The sequence below is a fragment of the Azonexus sp. genome, assembly GCF_030824335.1.
Classification (GTDB): Bacteria; Pseudomonadota; Gammaproteobacteria; order Burkholderiales; family Rhodocyclaceae; genus Azonexus.
Map to the genome: position 1 here is coordinate 149,026 of NZ_JAVBXX010000006.1, position 19,210 is coordinate 168,235.

21 protein-coding genes are annotated in these 19,210 nt (G+C 57.7%); 12 read left to right on the top strand and 9 right to left on the bottom strand.

Going from position 1 to position 19,210, the window contains the following annotated elements:
* Positions 1-7 precede the first annotated feature (7 nt).
* Genes mreD through RCI20_RS02990 form a run of 3 tightly spaced genes read right to left on the bottom strand, consistent with a single transcriptional unit; the run spans position 8 to position 2,520 of the window.
* Positions 8-529, bottom strand: a complete 522-nt coding sequence (gene mreD, locus RCI20_RS02980; protein WP_306603057.1) for a rod shape-determining protein MreD — start codon at positions 527-529, stop codon at positions 8-10.
* Positions 529-1,443, bottom strand: a complete 915-nt coding sequence (gene mreC, locus RCI20_RS02985) for a rod shape-determining protein MreC (RefSeq protein WP_306603058.1) — start codon at positions 1,441-1,443, stop codon at positions 529-531. Before mreC ends, mreD begins: the two co-directional genes overlap by 1 nt.
* Before the next feature lie 33 nt (positions 1,444-1,476).
* A complete protein-coding gene (locus RCI20_RS02990; protein WP_306603059.1) occupies positions 1,477-2,520 on the bottom strand; it encodes a rod shape-determining protein in 1,044 nt (347 codons plus the stop codon).
* A gap of 107 nt (positions 2,521-2,627) precedes the next feature.
* Here RCI20_RS02990 and gatC point away from each other — a divergent pair, with 107 nt between their 5' ends.
* From gatC to gatB, 4 genes are read left to right on the top strand one after another with little or no spacing between them, the layout of a single operon-like run.
* A complete protein-coding gene (gatC, locus tag RCI20_RS02995; protein WP_306603060.1) occupies positions 2,628-2,915 on the top strand; it encodes an Asp-tRNA(Asn)/Glu-tRNA(Gln) amidotransferase subunit GatC in 288 nt (95 codons plus the stop codon).
* Positions 2,912-4,384, top strand: coding sequence for an Asp-tRNA(Asn)/Glu-tRNA(Gln) amidotransferase subunit GatA (gene gatA, locus RCI20_RS03000; RefSeq protein WP_306603061.1), 1,473 nt, complete (start codon positions 2,912-2,914; stop codon positions 4,382-4,384). Before gatC ends, gatA begins: the two co-directional genes overlap by 4 nt.
* The gene (locus tag RCI20_RS03005) at positions 4,385-4,918 is read left to right on the top strand and encodes a hypothetical protein (protein WP_306603062.1); all 534 of its coding nucleotides are present in this window, start codon (positions 4,385-4,387) and stop codon (positions 4,916-4,918) included.
* Between the two features lie 12 nt (positions 4,919-4,930).
* On the top strand, positions 4,931-6,385 hold the full coding sequence (gene gatB / locus RCI20_RS03010) for an Asp-tRNA(Asn)/Glu-tRNA(Gln) amidotransferase subunit GatB (protein WP_306603063.1): 1,455 nt from the start codon (positions 4,931-4,933) through the stop codon (positions 6,383-6,385).
* Here gatB and RCI20_RS03015 read toward each other — a convergent pair.
* Together RCI20_RS03015 and pyrE are read right to left on the bottom strand one after the other, a co-directional pair.
* Positions 6,351-7,031, bottom strand: coding sequence for a hypothetical protein (locus RCI20_RS03015; protein WP_306603064.1), 681 nt, complete (start codon positions 7,029-7,031; stop codon positions 6,351-6,353). The genes gatB and RCI20_RS03015 overlap by 35 nt on opposite strands.
* Complete coding sequence (gene pyrE / locus RCI20_RS03020) at positions 7,021-7,665, bottom strand: orotate phosphoribosyltransferase (RefSeq protein ID WP_306603065.1); 645 nt, start codon at positions 7,663-7,665, stop codon at positions 7,021-7,023. Before pyrE ends, RCI20_RS03015 begins: the two co-directional genes overlap by 11 nt.
* 42 nt (positions 7,666-7,707) lie before the next feature.
* Here pyrE and RCI20_RS03025 point away from each other — a divergent pair, with 42 nt between their 5' ends.
* The 6 genes from RCI20_RS03025 to RCI20_RS03050 all read left to right on the top strand — a co-directional run bounded on the left by RCI20_RS03025 (position 7,708) and on the right by RCI20_RS03050 (position 11,437).
* A complete protein-coding gene (locus RCI20_RS03025; protein WP_306603066.1) occupies positions 7,708-8,505 on the top strand; it encodes an exodeoxyribonuclease III in 798 nt (265 codons plus the stop codon).
* Positions 8,506-8,568: 63 nt separating this feature from the next.
* Positions 8,569-8,883, top strand: a complete 315-nt coding sequence (locus tag RCI20_RS03030) for a YqjD family protein (protein WP_306603067.1) — start codon at positions 8,569-8,571, stop codon at positions 8,881-8,883.
* A 4-nt stretch (positions 8,884-8,887) separates the two neighbouring features.
* A complete protein-coding gene (locus RCI20_RS03035) occupies positions 8,888-9,289 on the top strand; it encodes a phage holin family protein (RefSeq protein WP_306603068.1) in 402 nt (133 codons plus the stop codon).
* Positions 9,286-9,579 carry a YqjK-like family protein gene (locus RCI20_RS03040; RefSeq protein ID WP_306603069.1) on the top strand — a complete coding sequence of 98 codons (294 nt, stop codon included), beginning with the start codon at positions 9,286-9,288 and terminating at the stop codon, positions 9,577-9,579. Before RCI20_RS03035 ends, RCI20_RS03040 begins: the two co-directional genes overlap by 4 nt.
* 20 nt (positions 9,580-9,599) lie before the next feature.
* The gene (locus tag RCI20_RS03045; RefSeq protein ID WP_306603070.1) at positions 9,600-9,920 is read left to right on the top strand and encodes a hypothetical protein; all 321 of its coding nucleotides are present in this window, start codon (positions 9,600-9,602) and stop codon (positions 9,918-9,920) included.
* Positions 9,917-11,437 (top strand): MFS transporter, encoded by a 1,521-nt coding sequence (locus RCI20_RS03050; protein WP_306603071.1) that lies wholly within the window; start codon positions 9,917-9,919, stop codon positions 11,435-11,437. Before RCI20_RS03045 ends, RCI20_RS03050 begins: the two co-directional genes overlap by 4 nt.
* A 96-nt stretch (positions 11,438-11,533) precedes the next feature.
* Here the strand turns inward: RCI20_RS03050 and metW are convergent, their stop codons facing one another.
* On the bottom strand, positions 11,534-12,145 hold the full coding sequence (metW, locus tag RCI20_RS03055; RefSeq protein WP_306603072.1) for a methionine biosynthesis protein MetW: 612 nt from the start codon (positions 12,143-12,145) through the stop codon (positions 11,534-11,536).
* Entirely contained in the window at positions 12,142-13,266 is a 1,125-nt protein-coding gene (locus RCI20_RS03060; protein WP_306603073.1) for a homoserine O-acetyltransferase, read from the bottom strand. The genes metW and RCI20_RS03060 overlap by 4 nt, the downstream gene beginning before the upstream one ends.
* Before the next feature lie 256 nt (positions 13,267-13,522).
* On the opposite strand from RCI20_RS03060, the gene RCI20_RS03065 reads away from it, so the two are divergent.
* Positions 13,523-14,122, top strand: a complete 600-nt coding sequence (locus tag RCI20_RS03065; RefSeq protein ID WP_306603074.1) for a PilZ domain-containing protein — start codon at positions 13,523-13,525, stop codon at positions 14,120-14,122.
* 11 nt (positions 14,123-14,133) lie between these two features.
* Positions 14,134-16,179: a TonB-dependent siderophore receptor gene (locus tag RCI20_RS03070; RefSeq protein WP_306603075.1), complete on the top strand. Its 2,046-nt coding sequence runs from the start codon at positions 14,134-14,136 to the stop codon at positions 16,177-16,179.
* A gap of 14 nt (positions 16,180-16,193) precedes the next feature.
* Here the strand turns inward: RCI20_RS03070 and RCI20_RS03075 are convergent, their stop codons facing one another.
* Positions 16,194-18,287 (bottom strand): diguanylate cyclase domain-containing protein, encoded by a 2,094-nt coding sequence (locus RCI20_RS03075; protein ID WP_306603076.1) that lies wholly within the window; start codon positions 18,285-18,287, stop codon positions 16,194-16,196.
* On the bottom strand, positions 18,284-19,183 hold the full coding sequence (locus RCI20_RS03080; RefSeq protein WP_306603077.1) for an ABC transporter substrate-binding protein: 900 nt from the start codon (positions 19,181-19,183) through the stop codon (positions 18,284-18,286). The genes RCI20_RS03075 and RCI20_RS03080 overlap by 4 nt, the downstream gene beginning before the upstream one ends.
* Positions 19,184-19,210 lie beyond the last annotated feature (27 nt).

Genomic DNA, 19,210 nt, shown 5'->3' on the forward strand with positions numbered 1-19,210 from the left:
GTCTGTGTCAGAGTGGCCGATTGTCATCACGCTCCACTGGCTGGTATTGCGGCAGCAGCAGCAGAAAGGTGATGGGCACCCAGATGGTGCTAGCGACAAGTGGGCCGATCAAATAACTCCAGCCGGGAAACTCGCCACCGGCAAGTAAGCGCATGACAAGCTGAATCAGTTGGCTACCGAGCAGGATGGGCAGTACCTGCAGGGCCTGCTGGCTTAGCGGAAACCACAGGATGCGCCTGGATTGCCCTGCTGCGACGTAGGACAACAGTAGATAGGCCAGGCAATGCTGGCCCAGTACGGCACCATCGGCGACATCCATCGCCAGTCCGAGCATGAAGGCCCAGCCCATGCCGGCTCGGCGTGGTTCTCGAATGCTCCAGAAGCATAAAACGAGGGCTACCCAGTCGGGTATGCCGGGCCAGTGGGCGGTCGGCAGGAAGTTCAGTAGCAGGGCGGCGAACAGGCTGAAGATGACGAACCATGATCTGGCCGGTAGCAGAATGCGCGATGAAGAAAAAGTTGGTTGCATTACTTGCTCGCTGCCTTTTTGGGGACGCCCGTGTTGCCGCTGCGCCCCATAACCTCTTCAGGCGGAGCCGGTTGCGCCTGACGCGGCGCGAGGACCAGTACTTCACCGAAGTTTTCGACGGCAGCAATAGGAACGCAGCGGATGCGAGCGAATGTGTACGTGTTTTCACGCTCGATACTGGCGATACGGGCGACCGGGAAGCCCGGCAGATAAATCCCGTCCAGGCCCGAGGTGACCAGCAGGTCGCCTTCCTTGATGTCGGCATGGGCCGGGATGTAGCGCAGTTCCAGATCTCCGTTGCCGAGCCCAAAAACGACCGAGCGCTGTCCATTGCGCACGATTTGCACCGGGACGGCCTGATCCTTGTCGGTAATCAGCGTGATTTCGGCAGAAAAAGGGAAAATTCGGGTCACTTGGCCGACAATCCCGGCCTCGTCGATGGCTGGCTGTCCGGCAATGATGCCGGCCTGTTGTCCCTTGTCGATCACGATGCGCCGGGAAAAAGGGTCGCGCGAGGTGTACATGATCTTGGCCACCTCGCCGCTGGCCTTTTCGCGTTCCTTGACGGCAAGCAATTTGCGCAGACGCTCGTTCTCGCTTTCCAGGTGCTCCAGGCGCAGCAGATTGGGCGCCGTACGCAACTGGGCCTGTTTCAGGTGAGTGTTTTCGTCGAGCAGGTTTTGCAGGCCGCGTAGATAGTCCGCCGCATAATCAACCAAGCTGCCCGGTGTTTGGGCGACACGTTGCACTGGATCGGTGACTAGGGCAATGCTCTGGCGCACCAGGTCGACACTGCGCAGGCGCAAGTCGATGACGAACAAGGCCAGCGAAATGGCGACGTAAAACGTCAGAAGGGCCAGCGGTGCTGGCCCTCGCTTGAAGAAAGGCGGTGGAGCGTGGTCGATGCCGGCCATCGCGATCAATCCTGCATTATTGCGGTCGACGCCTTAATCCGAGGCAAAAATACTGCCCAGCTTGTCCATCTTTTCCAGCGCCATGCCGCAACCACGGGCGACGCAGGTCAGCGGTTCGTCGGCGACGATCACCGGCAGCCCGGTTTCTTCCATCAGCAGGCGGTCGAGATCGCGCAACAGGGCGCCACCACCGGTCAGGACCATGCCCTTTTCGGCGATGTCGGCACCGAGTTCCGGTGGCGTCTTTTCCAGCGCGGACTTCACGGCGGAAATGATCTGGTTGAGCGGGTCGGTCAGCGCTTCGAGGATTTCGTTGGACGAAATGGTGAACTTGCGCGGAATGCCTTCGGCCTTGTTGATGCCGGAAACTTCCATTTCCCGAATTTCGGCACCCGGGAAAGCCGAACCGATGTTTTTCTTGATGTTTTCGGCGGTGTTCTCACCAATCATCATGCCGTAGTTGCGGCTGATGTAATTGATGATTGCTTCGTCGAGCTTGTCGCCGCCAACGCGCACGGAGCCAGCATAGACCATGCCGCCGAGCGAGATGACGCCGACTTCTGTCGTGCCGCCGCCGATGTCGACGACCATCGAGCCGGTGGCTTCGGAAACCGGCAGGCCGGCACCAATGGCTGCTGCCATGGGCTCTTCGATCAGGTAAACCTGGCTGGCGCCGGCGCCCAGTGCGGACTCGCGGATGGCACGACGCTCAACTTGCGTCGAGCCGGACGGCACGCAGATGATGATGCGCGGGCTGGGTGAAAACAGCTTGGAGTCGTGCGCCTTCTTGATGAACTGCTTGAGCATCTGCTCGGTCACGGTGAAGTCGGCAATCACGCCGTCCTTCATCGGACGAATCACGGTAATGCTGCCGGGGGCTTTGCCAAGCATTTCCTTGGCTTCCCGGCCGACGGCCTGGATGGTTTTCTTGGCGTTGGGTCCGCCTTCGAGGCGAATGGCAACGACCGATGGCTCGTCGAGAACAATCGAGCGGCCACGCACGTAAATCAGCGTATTGGCCGTGCCGAGATCGATGGCGAGGTCGTTGGAAAAATACTTGGAGAGGAATCCGAACATCTAGTCTGTGCTCCGCGCGGGGGATGCGGTAGGTAAAGCTTTTATGATACCTTACAACGCTTTCGTTTTTAAGATTTTGTGCACTGCAGAAAGTCTTTTTCAAGCCCATGTCGCTCACACTAGAACAGGTTCAGCGGATCGCTCATCTCGCCCGCATCGAGGTCAGTGAATCCGAGGCGCTAACCACGCAAGTTCACCTCAATGGCATCTTCGAATTGATCGAGCAGATGCAGGCTGTGGATACCCGGGGCGTCGAGCCCATGGCGCATGCTCAGGATCTCAGTCAGCGCCTGCGTGACGATGCGGTCAGCGAAACTGATCGCCGGGCTGCATTCCAGGCTGTTGCGCCGGAAACCGAAGCCGGTCTTTATCTCGTGCCGAAGGTGATCGAATGATTCACAAAAGCCTGAAACAGTTGTCGCAGGCGCTGGCCGCCAAGGAAATCTCCAGCCTCGAGTTGAGCACCCTGTTCCTCGATCGTATTGAGCGCCTGAATCCTGAAATAAACGCCTTTGTTACGGTCGACCGCGAAAAAAGCCTGCAAATGGCCCGTGCCGCGGATGCGCGAATTGCGGCAGGCTCGGCCGGGCCGTTGACCGGCATTCCAATCGCCCAGAAAGATATTTTCTGCGCCGAGGGCTGGACGACGACCTGCGGTTCGAAAATGCTGGCCAATTTCGTGTCGCCCTACGACGCGACGGTGATCGAGAAAATGCACCGCGATGCCGGCATGGTCTCGTTGGGCAAGACCAACATGGACGAATTCGCGATGGGCTCGTCCAACGAAACCTCGTATTTTGGTCCGGTCAAGAATCCGTGGGATCGCAGTCGCGTGCCGGGTGGTTCGTCCGGCGGTTCCGCGGCAGCCGTTGCGGCGCGTCTGGCGCCGGCAGCAACCGGGACAGACACCGGCGGTTCGATCCGCCAGCCGGCGGCCTTGTGCAATCTGACCGGCCTGAAGCCGACCTACGGTGTGATTTCCCGTTACGGCATGATCGCCTTTGCTTCGTCGCTTGATCAGGGCGGCCCGATGGCAGCCAGCGCCGAGGATTGCGCGCTCTTGCTCAATACCATGGTCGGTTTCGATCCACGCGATTCGACCTCGCTGGATCGCCCGGTTGAGGATTACACGCGCGAGCTTGACGCAACGGCGGGCGATAAACCTCTGGCCGGCCTGCGTATCGGCTTGCCGAAAGAGTTTTTTGGCGCCGGTTGCGACGCGGCAGTCATGGCGGCCGTGCAGGAAGCCATTGCCGAATATCGCAAACTGGGGGCGTCGACCGTAGAAGTGTCGCTGCCCAATTCGCATCTGTCGGTGCCGGCCTATTACGTCATCGCGCCGGCTGAAGCCAGTTCCAACCTGTCGCGTTTCGACGGCGTGCGTTACGGTTATCGGGCGCCGGAATACGGCAACCTCGACGACATGTACATGAAGACGCGGGCGCAGGGCTTTGGCGGTGAGGTCAAGCGGCGCATCATGATCGGTGCCTATGTGCTGTCGCACGGTTACTACGATGCCTATTACCTGCAGGCGCAGCGCATTCGTCGTTTGATCGCCAATGATTTCGTCGAGGCCTTCAAGTCCTGTGACGTGATTCTCGGCCCGACCTCGCCATCGACCGCCTTCAAGCTGGGTGAAAAGGCGGCCGATCCGGTGCAGATGTACTTGTCGGATATCTACACGATTGCGGTCAATCTGGCCGGCTTGCCGGGCATGTCGATTCCTTGTGGCTTTGCCAGCGACTTGCCGGTAGGTTTGCAACTGGTTGGCAATTATTTCGACGAGGCCCGCCTGCTCAATGTGGCGCATCGCTATCAATTGGCCACTGACTGGCATAACCGGCGTCCTGCGGACATCGCCTGAATGCGTGGTGTTCTGATCGTGCTTGGTGGATTGCTGCTGGCAGCCTGTGCTTCGGCACCCAGGGAGCCTGAGCCGGGGCTGGTGCTCGAGGCGCCGGCCGAGCCGGTGCAGGAGGTCAGCGAAGCGCCGAAATTCAAGAATTCGACCTTGAAATATCTGGCCAACCGGAATCTGAAGCCACAGCCAACCCGGCCGCTCAACGTCAAGTCGAAGTGTTCGCATCGCGATGCGATCGGTACGGTGACCCGGCTCAATTTGCTGGTCAAGAATGCTGATGTGAAGGCGCTTGAGGCGCAGATCAGCATGAAGTCGCATGGCAGTTGTCGCTTCAATCTGAAGGATTTCGAGCAGGAGGCCCGCTTGCCGCAGACTTTGTTGCGGCACAAGCAGGACAGCGCCTGTACGTTACGTATGTGGGAGCAGGGAAATAACGTCACCCTGGCTTTCAACAGTTGCCCAAAGTCCTGTGAGGGCAAGGCTTTCGATTATCTGTGGCCCGTCGTCGTCGATGCACGGAACGGGCGTTGTCATTGAACGGATGAAACCATGAAACAGTGGGAAGTAGTGATCGGCATTGAAACGCACGCGCAGTTGGCGACCGTTTCGAAAATTTTCTCCGGTGCCTCGACTGCCTTCGGCGCCGAGCCGAATACGCAGGCTTGTGCGGTCGACCTTGCTTTGCCCGGTGTTTTGCCGGTGCTCAACAAAAAAGCAGTCGAGTGTGCGATCCGCTTCGGGCTGGCCATAGGCGCCCACGTCGCACCGAAATCCGTCTTTGCGCGCAAGAATTATTTCTACCCGGATTTGCCCAAGGGCTACCAGATCAGCCAGATGGATTTGCCGGTCGTCGTCGGTGGCCAACTGACCTTGCAGGTAGGCAGTGGCGACAAGGCTTATGAAAAAGTTGTCACGCTGACCCGCGCCCATCTGGAAGAAGACGCCGGCAAGTCCTTGCACGAAGATTTCCAGGGCAAATCCGGTATCGATCTGAATCGTGCCGGTACGCCCTTGCTCGAAATCGTCACCGAACCGGACATGCGCTCAAGCGACGAAGCCGTCGCCTACGCCCGTGCGCTGCATGCGCTGGTGCGCTGGATCGGCATTTGCGACGGCAACATGCAGGAAGGCTCGTTCCGCTGCGATGCCAATGTCTCGGTTCGCCCCAAGGGGCAGGCCGAATACGGTACCCGGCGCGAAATCAAGAATCTGAACTCCTTCCGCTTCCTCAAGGAAGCCATTGATTTCGAGGTTCAGTGGCAGATCAACGAGATTGAGGAAGGGCGCAAAATCCAGCAGGCCACCGTGCTGTTCGATCCGGATACCGGCGAAACGCGGACCATGCGCACCAAGGAAGACGCGCACGACTACCGCTATTTCCCCGATCCCGATCTGCTGCCGTTGGTCATCGGCGAAGACTGGATTGCCCGTGTCCGGAATGAACTGCCGGAATTGCCACAGCAGAAACGCGAACGTTTCATCAATGAGCTGGGACTGTCCGCCTACGACGCTGCGACGCTGACAGCGAGCCAGGAAATGGCTGATTATTTCGAGTCGACCGTAGCAGTCGCCGGTAAAACCTCGGCCAAGCCCTGTGCCAACTGGGTGATGGTCGATCTGGCGGCGCGTCTGAACAAGGAAGATCGCGACATCGCTGCTTCACCCGTATCGCCCGAGCAATTGGGCGGCCTGATCCTGCGTATCGCCGACAACACCATTTCCAACAACATCGCGAAAAAAGTTTTCGAGGCGCTGTGGCTGGGTGAAGGTGCGACGGCCGACCAGGTGATTGAAAAGCAGGGCTTGAAGCAGATTACCGATAGCGGCGCCATCGAGAAATTGGTGGATGATGTGCTTGCAGCCAATGCAGCCAATGTTGCCGAATTCAAGGCAGGCAAGGAAAAAGCGTTTAACTCCCTGGTCGGTCAGGTAATGAAGGCGGCCAAAGGCAAGGCCAATCCGCAGCAGGTCAACGACTTGTTGAAGGCGAAACTCGCGGAGTAGCGGTAACCGGCTGACTTGGACGCGGGGTGTTTGTACTGCGTCCGGTCAGTTCAAAGTAGCGGCGACGTTCGGTGTCATATTTCGCACGTAGTGCCACCATGTCTTTGTTTTTAAGATCGATGAATTCCTGTTGCAATTGGATCTCGTGGCCAATGTTGCGCAGGTTTTTTTCCAGATCGGCTGGCATCGCCTTGCGCTTGTAAAACTCGGCTTCGGCGGCCAGTTTTCGTTGCTGTTTCTGTGACGCAAGGATTTTTTCTTGTGCCATCTGAATCAGCAGTTTCACGTCATTTTCTGCCTTGTTCTGGGCTCGTTCGATATCTTCGGGGGTGGCATAGGTATCGAGCAAGGCCTGGTCGAGACGCCGTTGCTCGCGTTGTGTTTCTTCAAGTTGTTTGGCGCGAAGCGCCTGCTCCCGGATGGCTTCTTTTTGTTCCGGGGTAAGCGGTGGCCCAACCTCTTTCTGCAGGTTGCCCGCCTTGTCGAATATCCGGTACGCTTTTCCCCGGCATTGCTGCGGCAGGGAATCGCCGCAAACACGGCGGCCGGTTACTTGGTCGTTGCAACAATAAAACTCCGAGCCGCTCCAGCCTGGTGTGGCCAGGCCAAACAGTAGGCAAAGCGCCAGTAAGTGCTTACGCTGCATCAACACCGTATTGCTCGCGATAACGGGCAACTGCGATGCGGTGCTCTGCGAGTTCCGGGTGATTTCCGATGTACGCCAGCAGGTCACGTAGTCCGGCAACCGCCAATACAGGGATGCCGTAATCGCGTTGCACTTCCTGAACGGCGGACAATTCTCCCTGGCCGCGCTCCTGGCGATCCAGTGCAATCAGTACGCCAGCTGGTGTGGCGCCGGCTGAACGGATGATCTCGACGGATTCACGCACCGAGGTGCCCGCTGAAATGACGTCATCGACAATCAGGACGCGGCCCGTGAGCGGGGCTCCAACGATGGTGCCACCTTCGCCGTGATCCTTGGCTTCCTTGCGGTTGAAGGCAAAGGGAAAGTTTTGCCCTTGATTGGCCAGTGCGATGGTGATCGCAGCAACCAGCGGAATGCCTTTGTAAGCCGGTCCGAACAGCATGTCGAACTGGATGCCGCCGGTGCTTGCGGCTTTGGCGTAAAATTCGGCCAGTCGTCCCAGCGAGGCGCCGTCATTGAACAGGCCTGCATTGAAGAAATAAGGCGATAGCCGCCCGGCCTTTGTCTTGAATTCGCCAAAGCGCAGCACTTGGCATTTGAGGGCGAATTCGATGAAATCCTGACGAAAATCCATAACTCTCCAATCGCAATCAGCAAACCAACCGATATCCGCGCAATGTTACGCATCATCTCCCTGAATCTCAATGGAATCCGCTCTGCCTGGAGCAAAAACGTTCTGCCCTGGGTGGCTGCCCAGCAGGCGGATATTGTTTGTCTGCAGGAGTTGAAAGCTCAATTGCCGGACTTGTCTGCAGAAATGTTGGCACCGGATGGTATGCATGCGCACTATCACTGTGCCGAAAAAAAGGGTTATAGCGGTGTTGGTATCTGGAGTCGGCACAAACCAGTGGCTGCCGTCGAGGGCTTCGATGCAGGGGAGTTCGATGCCGAAGGACGTTATATCCGCACGGATTTCGGAAATTTGTCGGTGATATCGCTCTATTTGCCTTCTGGCTCATCCTCGCCGGAGCGCCAAGAGGCAAAATTCCGCTTTCTCGATGTATTTCTGCCGAAAATGCTGGCCTTGCGGGCCGAAGGCAGGGAGATAGTGCTTTGTGGCGACTGGAATATTGCGCATCGAGAAGCCGATTTGAAAAACTGGAAATCCAATCAGAAGAACTCGGGTTTCCTGCCCGAAGAGCGTGCCTGGTTGAGTCGTGTGTTTGATGAGTTGGGTTGGGTCGATGTGTATCGTCAGCTACATCCCGAAGCGACTGATGCTTGTTACACATGGTGGAGCAATCGTGGTCAGGCTTGGGCAAAAAATGTCGGTTGGCGGATCGATTATCAGATTGCCACGCCAGGCATTGCCGCGATGGCTCGCCAAGCTTCGGTTTACAAGGAGCAGCGCTTTTCGGACCACGCACCGTTGATCGTCGACTACGATTATCGCGTAGTGAGCGATGCGAATTGATTTACGCGGCAGGACGGGCTAACCTGTGCTTTCTGAATAACTGCTTTATGACGAGGTTTCCAAATGTCCGAACAAATCGCTGCTGCCAACAAGGAAAAACTGGTTTCTGATCTGAAGGTTGTGATCGCTGATACCGAAGAGCTACTGCGCGCAACGACCGGTGTGGCCGGTGAGAAAGTTGGCGAATTGCGTGATCGTCTGGGGGCTCGCCTGCGCGACGCCAAGGATCGCGTTATTGACATGGAACATGCAATGGTCGACAAGACCAAGGCTGCAGCTCGTGCTACCGACGATTTCGTCCATGACCAGCCGTGGAAGGCTGTTGGTGTTGCTGCTGCGCTGGGTTTGGCGCTGGGCGTGTTGATCGGCCGTCGTTAATCGGATGGCCGGCCAAGCTGGCGGCGAAGGCGCTCACGAAGGCCTCTTCACCGGGCTGAAGAATCTTGTTGCAACCGTTTTGTCGATTGGGCGTACGCGCGCCGAACTTCTGGTCACCGAGATCGAGGAGGAAAAATATCGGCTGATCGGTATGTGGGCAAAGGCCATTGGTGCGGCATTTTTGATCGCGCTGGGTGTCATCATGGCTGTCTTCAGCTTTGCGCTGGCCTTCTGGGAGCAGCGTGTGCTGGTTTTCGGTTTTTTTGCCCTGCTGTTTTTGCTTGGCGCTGCGCTACTGGTTTTGTCCCTGCGCAAACAGGCAAAAGCACCCAGCAGTCTCTTTCGCAGCAGCCTGGCCGAGCTTGATGCGGATGTTGCGCATTTGCGTGGACAGTCTCGCCAATGAACGAAAAGCGGCTCGAACTTGCGGCGCGGCGTGGCGCACTAGGGGCGCGGATTGCGAGTCAGCGGGATGCGCTTTCCTACCATGCCGAGAGTTTGGAGCGTCTGCTGGCCAAAGGTGATGCCACCTTGCGTGGCATCGATTGGCTGAAACAGCATCCATTAGCTGTTGGAGCATCGGTCGCTGTTGCCGTAATACTCCGTCCTGGCCGCGCAATTCGCTGGGCCAAGCGCGGCTTTTTTGTTTGGCGAGGCTGGCAGCTTGTGCGTACAACCCTGAGTCGTTTGCGTTGAGCTCGAGCCAAAGTGAAACAGTGACCGCCGTCCTGCCGGGGTGGTGGCGCCAGTTGTTGTCGTCGCAGCGGCGCGAGGTTCAGCGAGTCATCGGCGAGGTCATGGCGACCAGAGGCATGATGCCATTGCTGATGAAGGCCCGTAATGGGGGGCAGTGGACGCCAGCCGAGCGATTGGAGTTGCTGGAGCATTTGCGCCGCATCGCCCATCTGTCACCGTACCTGATAGTGTTGCTGTTGCCGGGATCGATGCTGATTCTCCCGGTTTATGCCTGGTGGCTGGATCGGCGGAGACTCAAACGGAAGGACGAGGCGCTCAAGCGCCGTGAGGCAGGCCAGTGACGTTACTTGCGTTGAGTCGAGGCTGGCGCTTGTTCGCCATTCTGCTGCTCGGCTTTGCTTCCGGATTGCCGCTGGCGCTGACCGGCCAGGCAATGCAGGCCTGGCTGACGATTGACGGGCTTGATCTCGCCACCATCGGTTTTTTCGGTCTGGTGGGCGTGCCTTATACCTTCAAGTTTTTATGGGCGCCCTTGATGGATCGGTTTGAGCCGCCGTTGCTGGGGCGCCGTCGAGGTTGGCTGGTGCTGACTCAACTGGCGCTGGCCGCCTTGCTTTGGTGGATGGCCCGTTTGTCGCCCAGTGCCACGCCGCAAATGTTTGCCATTGCTGCAGTTTTGGTGGCTTTTCTGTCGGCTTCACAGGATGTTGTGGTCGACGCTTATCGGACTGATCTTTTGCCCGAGGAAGAGCGTGGCTTGGGGGCATCGGTGCATGTTTTTGCCTACCGCCTGGCCATGATTCTATCTGGCGGGATTTCCCTGGTTTGGGCTGGGCAATGGCAGTCGTGGCCCCGTGTGTACGAAACCATGGCGGCAATCATGCTGGTTTGCGGTGTGCTGTCACTATTCATGCTGCCGAGAGTGTCGGCAACACTGAAGCCGCTTGCCTCCGACCCCAAACGTGAATTGCTTGGATTTGCCGCGATGCTGGGTGGTGTCGTCGTCGGTTACTGGCTGGCCCGGCAACTGTTGATTCTGCTTGGACTCAATCCCGATGACAGCAATCGCTGGATTCAACTGCTCTTCGTTCTTGGCGAGATTGCATTGGCGCTGCCATTGGCGGCTTGGGCGGCGAAACGGGCCGGCTTTGAAACCCTGAACCGTTCGCTGTCCAGCTACTTTGCTCAGCAAGGTGCTGCGGCTTTTCTGGCGTTAATCATTTTGTACAAGTTGGGCGATGCTTTTGCCGGCAGTCTGACGACGCCATTCCTGATCAAGGGCATGGGTTTTGCGCAGGAAGAGGTCGGTATTGCCAACAAGGTTATCGGTATCTGGCTGACTATTTTTGGGGCTTTTGTTGGCGGGCTGATCATGACGCGGCTGGCCTTGTATCGCTCGCTGTTGCTGTTTGGCATCTTGCAACTGGTGTCGAATTTTGGTTTTTACCTGCTGGCTCAGTTAGGCAAAGGAGCTTGGGGCGAGGTGATGATGCCGGCGTTCGACTGGGGAATCGTCTCGCTTGCCCAGCCTGCTGCGCTCGATTGTTTGTTGCTGGTGGTGATCGCTGGCGAGAACATCAGCGGCGGCATGGGCACCGTGGCTTTTGTTGCCTTGCTGATGGGCTTGTGCAACCAGCGTTTCACCGCAACACATTATGCGATGCTGTCGGCTTTTGCCGCTGTGGGTCGAATTTACGTCAGTCCGCTTTCCGGTGTGTTATCCGTCAGTATTGGCTGGCCGGCTTTCTTCCTGTTCTCGATCGTGGTTGCCGTGCCCGGTGTGGTCATGGTGTGGTGGTTGCGTACTGCGCTGACTCGTTTGGGGCGCCCGCAGGTGCAGGGGGCGCTGGATGACTGACTCCGCTGGCAACCAAGCCGGTTCTTCTACCGGGGTAATTGAATCAGGAAAAACCGCAGTAGCGAGTTGGCGCTCTTGCCCCGATATTTTGTCGTATCAACGTGGGCGAGTCAGGCGATAAACAGCCAGGCTGCCGAGAAAATTCAGGTCGCGTGCTTCGTCGGCAACAACGGGATTGCCGGCTTCGTCGAGTACCTGGCGTTCGCGAATGATCAGGCCCATCTGCGTGCAAAGCGCTTCGAAATCCAGCAAGGTAAAGAACCGCACATTGGGCGAGTCGTACCACTGGTATGGCAGGTCTTCGGAGACGGGCATGCGGCCATCAAGCACCGAACGCAGGTTTTTCCAGTAGGCAAAATTAGGAAAAGAGACGACGGCTTCCTTGCCGACGCGCAGCATCTCGCGCAGGATGGTTTCAGTATGGCGGACGGTTTGCAGCGTGCGCGACAGCACGACATGGTCGAAGGCATCGTCGGCGAAATCAGCCAGGCCATTTTCCAGATTGCTCTGGATCACATTGATGCCTTGTTTGACGGCGGCCAGAATGTTTGCATCGTCGATCTCGACGCCCCAGCCTTGAACGTCACGCACTTCAATCAGACGCTTGAGTAGCGAACCGTCACCGCAGCCAAGATCAAGTACCCGATGCCCCGGTTTTACCCAACTGGCAATCACATCAAAGTCGGGACGTCCCAGTGTATGTGTCATAGCTTGATGTTCCCGAGAAAAGCGGCAACCAGTCCGTGGTAATGGGCATCCTCCATCAGGAAGGAATCGTGGCCGTAGTTCAGGTCGATTTCAGCGTAGGAAACCTTGCGTCCATTGGCTAGCAAGGCAGCGACAATTTCCCGTGAGCGCGCCGGTGAAAAGCGCCAGTCGGTCGTGAACGAGGCGACCAGGAAGTTGGTCTCGGCATGGGTGCGGGCCATGGTCTTGACCAGATCGCCGTCGTCGAGGCGGGCTGGATCGAAATAATCCAGTGCCTTGGTCATCAGCAAGTAGGTGTTGGCGTCGAAATAGCCGGCAAATTTGTCGCCCTGATAACGCAGGTAGGATTCGATCTCGAATTCGACGTCGAAATCGAAGGAGAAGGCATTGTTGCGTAATTCGCGGCCAAACTTCTCGCCCATCTGATCGTTCGACAAATACGTGATGTGGCCGAGCATGCGGGCCAGGCGCAGACCGCGCAACGGCCGGGTGCCGTGTTCATAATAGTGACCGCCGTGAAAGTCGGGGTCGGTCAGGATGGCTTGGCGCGCGACATCATTGAATGCGATGTTCTGCGCCGACAGCTTGGGGGCCGAGGCGATGATCAATGCGTTGCGTACGCGCTCCGGATACGTGATGCTCCAGCGTAGCGCCTGCATGCCGCCCAGACTGCCGCCCATGACTGCCGCCCATTGATCGATGCCGAAAACATCGGCCAGCCGAGCCTGGGCGTTGACCCAATCAACCACTGCAACCATCGGGAAGTCAGCCCCCCAAGGCTTTCCCGTGGCTGGATTCAGCGAGGACGGGCCGGTGGAGCCGTGACACCCGCCGGGGTTGTTCAGGCCGACGATGAAGAATTTATCCGTATCCAGTGGTCGACCGGGACCGATGATGTTATCCCACCAGCCAATGTTGTTCGGCTGGTCGGCGTAGTGACCGGCGATGTGATGGTGGCCAGAGAGTGCATGGCAGACCAGAATCGCGTTGGATTTTGCCGCATTCAGCGTACCGTAGGTTTCGACTGCCAAATCGAAGGATGGCAGTATGCCGCCGCTACGCAGATGTAGTGGCTCACTGAAATGGATGCGCTGCGATTCGACGACGCCAATACCCGGCATGGTGTTCCCAAAAACAAAAAAACCCAGTCGGCTAAAACGCGAACTGGGTGGTCCCCGTTTTAGCTGCATTTTTAAAGGCGCCCGCAATCTGAGCTCAAATCGGCGCCGCCGGAAGCTTCCGACAAGGCTTGAAGATACCCAGCGGGCTGTGAAAAGTCAATTCGATGCAGAGAGGAATCCACGGAAGTCGTGGGGGCAACAAATAAGACTTTGGTACTATCTTGCGTGGATAACTTTATCGATTGAAAGTTCAGAAATGATTGAGCAGCGACGGCATCAACGCATTCGTTTCGGAGAACCTCCCGTGGTCCGGATCGGCTACGGGGGGCAGATGGGCGATGGTTTCATCGAGAATCTGTCGATGTCCGGATTGATGTTGCGTTGCGGGATGCAACTCGCTATCGGGCGCAGCATCGGCTGCGAGTTTTCACTATTCGGTTCGCCCGTGGTTGATATGCCGGTAACCGTGGTCAGTCGGGTGGGGGATCTTTTCGGTGCGCGTTTCCAGCCGGGATTGATCAGTCAGGTTTTGATCGAAGATGGAATCAAGGCGGCTCTGGCGTCGGGGCAGGGGTCAATTCTTTCGGTCAACGAGCTGGCCGGGCGAAAAGTAATGCGCATCACTGGTGGTTTGAGCGGCGCTTTGCGCAATGATTTCATGCATGCCTTGACGCGTGTCGGGGTCGATGAAGTCGATGTCGGGGCGGTGACTTCGGTGGATCAGGCCGGTTTGGCGCTTTGCTTGGTCGCGACAGGGCGCCATGGTGCGATAATGGGCGCCCAGTCCGATTGCTTCGCCGGTGCCTGGAAGCAGGCCTTGGCCATGCCCGGGAACCTTGAGTCACCGATCTCTTGAGTATCTAGCCGATGAAGACATTGTCGCGCCGTGTTTTACCCCTGTTGCTGGTCAGCGCGTTTTCATCCGCCATGGCAGATGAAGATATTTTCTTTGCCGAGTTGCCGGTTGTCGGGTCGGTCAGTCGTTTGCAGCAACGTCTGGCCGATGCACCTGCGTCGGTGAGCGTGATTGATCGCGACATGATTCGTGCCTCCGGTGTTCGTTCGCTGAACGACATTTTCCGACTGGTACCTGGATTTCAGACCTTTGCGCATAGCGATGCGCCGGCACGAGTGACCTATCACGGCATTACCGACGACAATGATTTTTCGCCGCGTGTTCAGGTGTTGATCGATGGTCGTTCGCTGCATTCGCCATTGTTTCGGGGGGGCATGAACTGGGCGCTGGTCCCGGTGGCGCTGGAAGATATCGAACGCATCGAAGTCGTACGTGGTTCGAATTCTGTCTCCTACGGTACCAACGCCTTTCTTGGCGTGGTCAATATCATCACCATCGACCCGTCGTTGGTTCGTGGCGTTTCAGTGTCTGCCAGCAATGGCAATCAAGGCGTGCGTGACTACACCGTGCGGGGCGGTGGTGCTTTCGGTGATGCGGGAAATTTCCGTCTGACTTATCAGGAAGCCAGCGACGATGGTCTTGATAACAGTTATAACTGGCGTGATAAATACCGTAACCGCCGACTTGATGCCCGTTTCGATTATCAGGTGAATTCCAGCGATGCGCTGGAATTGAATTTCGGGAAAGTCGACGGGCGTTTTGCCCGGGGTCGCCTTGATCTTGAAGCAACACCAGTCGTGGGTGAGGCGGGAGATCCTTTGCGCAACCTGGAAGAGTCGTCGACCTGGATGCAAATGCGCTGGCTGCGTACCCTGTCTGCCGATGCGGATTTTTCCCTGCGCTATACGTTTAGTGAAGACAAAGGTAACGAGAGTTTCATCGATCCGGATTATCCCCCAGGGTTCGAGGAAATAAATTTGTCCGGCGACTGGGGGCAGCGCCATGAGTTGGAGGCGGTCCATCATTTTTCTCCGGCGGGAAATACCCGGGTTGTCTGGGGGGCCAGCTGGCGGCGCGATGCCATGTCCTCGAATACCTTGTTGCGCGGCTTGGGCACGGTCAAGCGCGATGTCTGGCGTTCCTTTGCCAATGGCGAATGGAAACCGACGACCTGGTTGACGGCCAATCTTGGCGTGTCCAACGAATACGACACGCTGGCGGGTAACCAGATATCGCCGAGAACCAGCCTGGCTTTTCACCTGACACCGGAAAACACGGTACGGCTCGGCTATTCGCAGGCCTGGCGTTCTTCGAGCATCCTGGCTTATCGCGCAAACTATCGGCAAGGTCCGACGATTACTCGCAATGACCAGATCGGTAATCCGCAACTGCCGGCAGAGCGTCTGGATAGCTGGGAGCTGGCCTATCTGGGAGACTGGCGTGCCTTGCGGATGAGCCTTGATGTGCGGCATTTTCGCGAAAAACTGACGGATCGCGTGATGCTGATTCGCCCAGGCCCGTCATCCAATCCAGTAACCCCTCGCTCCGAGCAGTCGATTCAGGACATCGATATCCAAGGGTACGAGTTCCAGTGGAAATGGTCACCGTTCGAAACAACCCGGATACTGTTGAACCACGCAAGCATCAAGATCGATAGCCGGTTTTCCGACCATGGGGAAACAATCGCAGCGGTTGAGGGCAGCAATCTCTGGTTCACTTCGGATGTGGAGAAATATGTCAATCTGGCCGAGAATTCGGCACCGCATCATTCGTCGTCGGTGATGTTCATGCAGAAGCTGCCTTATGGCTTCGATTTCTCGCTCTCCCGCTACTGGGTGGATGCGATGAAGTGGACGCGCAATACCAATGTCGGCAAGTACAAGCGGACTGATGCGCGCTTGGCCTATCCATTTTCGTTAGCCGGGCAGCGCGGTGAAGTGGCCTATACCGTGCAGTCGCTGAACGGTGCACACAATGAACAAAGAGGGGCGGGAAGCGAACCTACCCAACGCACTGTTGATCGTCGACATTGGCTCACCTTGCGCCTGGATTTGTGAGCGGTATTGCCGAACTAACGGGTACGTCCCCGCATGACGGCACCTTCAAACCAGGCGTCGAAGGGTTCGCGTGGCGCTACCGCCTTGCCGTGCGCGTAGGCTACGCCGAGTCTGCGTAATTGATCGAGTAGCAAGGTGTCGTCGGCCTCTTGGGCAATCGAATAAATCCGCTGCTCGGCAGCGATTTCCAGGATTGCACGCAATAGCGCGGTCGACGAGACGCCATCGCCAATACCGCGTGTCAGGCTGCTGCTCAGCCTGACATGGCTGGGGCCAATGGTGCGCAGTAACGAGAAGGACGAAATCCCCCCGCCGAACTCGGTAAGTACGATCTGGCAACCCAATTCGCGCATGCGCCGGGAAAACTCGATGATCTGGCTGGTGTGATGCGTGCTGATCTCCTCCGAGAACATCAGGTACAGACCGTCCCCGGCAATGCCGTGCTTGCCCAGTTGGCTAGCGATGAAATCACCGGTTTTTGGGCTGGAAATGGCATTACGCGACAGCGGTAGCAGGCAGCGCATTGGCCGCTGATGTTCGGCTGTGCGAGCGAGTGCGTTGATCGCTGTTTCCAGAAAGTGGTGATCGAAGGTGCTGGCCATGTCATAGCGTTCGGCGGCGTCGATCAAGGCGTTCAGCGCGATGGGTGGCTGGCCCGGTTCATTCAGGCGGGCAGTGAGTTCGGCAATCGGACTGCCAGGCAACTCGGCTTGCAGCGCCCGGATCGGAATCGCTTCGACAATCAGACGCCCCTCGGCAAGTGCACTGCTCAGGCGGCTGGCCCAGTTGCCGTGATCTTTGCGTCGCTCGGTGTACGGTTGCGTCGTTGGCTCGCACACTTGATTGCGTCCCTGCTCCTTGGCCTGCAGACAGGCGGCATCGCTGCGCGAGAGGATCTCCTGGGTATCGCGCACCTCGCGGGTAACAGGGGCAATCCCGATGCTGGCACCAATGGCAAAAATCTTGTCCTGCCAGACGAAGCGGTATTCCGCAGCCAATGCGCACAGCTCGTCAGCAATCTGGCGTGCCTTGGCTGGCTGGCAGTTGGCCAGCAGTATCCCGAACTCGTCACCGCCGAGGCGTCCCAGCGTATCCTCCTCGCGCAGCCGTCCCTGAAACAGTAGTGAAATCTGGCGCAGCAATTCGTCGCCAGCCAGGTGGCCGCAAGCATCGTTGACCGTCTTGAAGCGATCCAGGTCGATGTACAGCACGCTGAATTCAGCCCCCCCGGCATGTACGCCTGCCAGCGCTTTGTCCAGGCGTAATTCGAACTCGCGTCGATTGGCCAGGCCGGTGAGCGCATCATGTCTGGCTTGAAAGAGAAGTTGTGCGGTAGCTTCTTCGATACGGGTCTGCATTGAGCGATGGGCTTCCTCAATGTGTGCCGCCATATCGTTGAAACCCTCTTCCAGTACGCGCAATTCTCCGGTCGACAGGGTCGGGACGCGAGTATCGAAATGGCCGGTCGACATGCTGCGCACGGCGCGGGCCAGTCGTTGCAGCGGCTGGGCCAGGCGGTCGGCCATGAAGATCGCGAAGGCGGCCATCAGGCCAAGCCCCAGCAGGACAATAACCAGACTGCGCTGGAGCAATTCGCGCTGACGTGCAGCCAATTCTTCCTTGTCCAGTTCGACAAAGACATGCCCGATGGTTTCCTGTGGCGTGTCCTCCGGGCCAACAAAGTCGAACAGCGGGTCCTTGTCGTTCTGGGTACGGATCACCGGTGCCCCGAAAGCTATCCAGGATTTGCTCTCAGCCACTTGTTGCGGAGCTGTCAGTTGTTGCCGAATGATGTCGGCGGGCAAGGATATCCGGCCGCTGACGGCCAGTGTGCGTCCACGCTGATTGACGATGATGGCAGCCTTGACGCCGGGCTCCTGGATGGCCGCCTGAACCAGGCCGTAAATGCTGTCCATTTGGCCGGAGATGATGCCGTATTCGCTGATCGGTGCCAGATAGCGTACGGTGGACAAGCCTTTGGCCCGCAGTTCGGTTTCCAGCGCGCTGATCCCGTTCATCGAGTAATACAGCACCAGCACTGCGGTGATCAGTACGCCGGGCAGGAGGGTGAGTAGTAGCAGACGCTGGCGCAGTGTTGCGTTGTTCATTGTTCGGGTCCGCCGGCTAGTAGTTTCTGGAACAACTCGGCCTCTTCGGGAAGGCGCAAGCCAAAGGTGTTGGCAACGCTATGGTTGATGCTGAGTGAAAACTCCGCTGGCCCGGTCGGGGGCGGCAGACGGTTACCTCGTGCGACGATCATTTCTCCTGTCTGGCGCCCGATCTGTGCGGGGCTGGAATACAGGGCGGCCAGTGCGCCAGCTTTGACCAAGGCTGCGGAAAAAGCAATGACCGGTCGGCGGAAGCGATAAGCCGTGATGAGCAGTGGTTTGACGCTGTTGCGTGAATAAATCAGCGGGTCCGGCAGGGCCAGTAATGCATCGATACGGGGTAACAGGGATTCAAGCTTGGGCAGGACCTGTTCATCGTTGTCGGCAGATTCCGTGATGATATGCAGGCGCTGGGTAGTAAAAACCGAACGAAAGCTATTGGCTTGACTCATCGACTGATCGCCGGCCAGTACGCCAATGCGCTGGCTGGCTGGCAGCAATAGACGGATCAGTCGGGCTTGCCGGTTGGCTGGCTGATCAAGGTAGATGGCAGAGATGCTGGGCGAGGACGGTTTTTGCGCCAGGATGCTGTAGTAGGCGTTGGCGGGTAACAGCGTGGCCAGCAGGGGAGATTTTCCCGTGTTGCCAAGCGTTCGACGAAAGGTGTCGCTTCCCGCCGTGATGACGAGATCTACCGGTTCCTGATCAAGCGGCCTGAGGGTTTCGTCGGTATAGCGGATACGCCATTTGCTACCGCGCAGACTTTGCCGCAGGGTGTTGGCAAATTCCTTGTAGGGGGCACTGTCGTCACCAATGACGAGCGCAATTTCCTCTGCCCGGACGGTCTGGGAGAGGCTACAAAGAATGAAAAAAATGATCAGGGCAAGCCGCAGCATTTGCGCACTATAGGGGCTTGTGACATG